The sequence below is a fragment of the Ensifer sp. LC11 genome (assembly GCF_001695835.1).
GTDB lineage: Bacteria > Pseudomonadota > Alphaproteobacteria > Rhizobiales > Rhizobiaceae > Ensifer.
In genome coordinates, this window is the sequence record NZ_MBSO01000069.1 from 1 (window position 1) to 329 (window position 329).

The following is a 329-nucleotide window of genomic DNA, read 5'->3' on the forward strand; positions in this document are numbered from 1 at the left end:
ACGTCCTTGCCGTCCTTCTCCACCCATTCGTAAACGCCGGCCGGACAGTAGCGCGTCGACGGGCCGGCAAAGACATCGTGCTCGGAGCGCTTCTGCAGCTCCATGTCCTTCACCTGCAGGTGGACCGGCTGGTCTTCCTCATGGTTGGTGTTCGACAGGAACACCGAGGACAGGCGGTCAAAGGTCAAGACGCCATCCGGCTTCGGATAATCGATCTTCTGGTGCTGTGCGGCCGGCTCCAGGCAGGCGGCATCGGTCTTGCCGTGCTTCAGCGTGCCGAAGAAGGAGAAGCCGAAGAGCTGGTTGGTCCACATGTCGAGACCGCCGAG

At 62.0% G+C, this 329-nt stretch carries 1 protein-coding gene; it reads right to left on the reverse strand.

Annotated features, from left to right (window positions below):
* On the reverse strand, positions 1–329 hold a 329-nt coding region (locus BBX50_RS27850; protein ID WP_201723534.1), incomplete at both ends, for a 4Fe-4S dicluster domain-containing protein.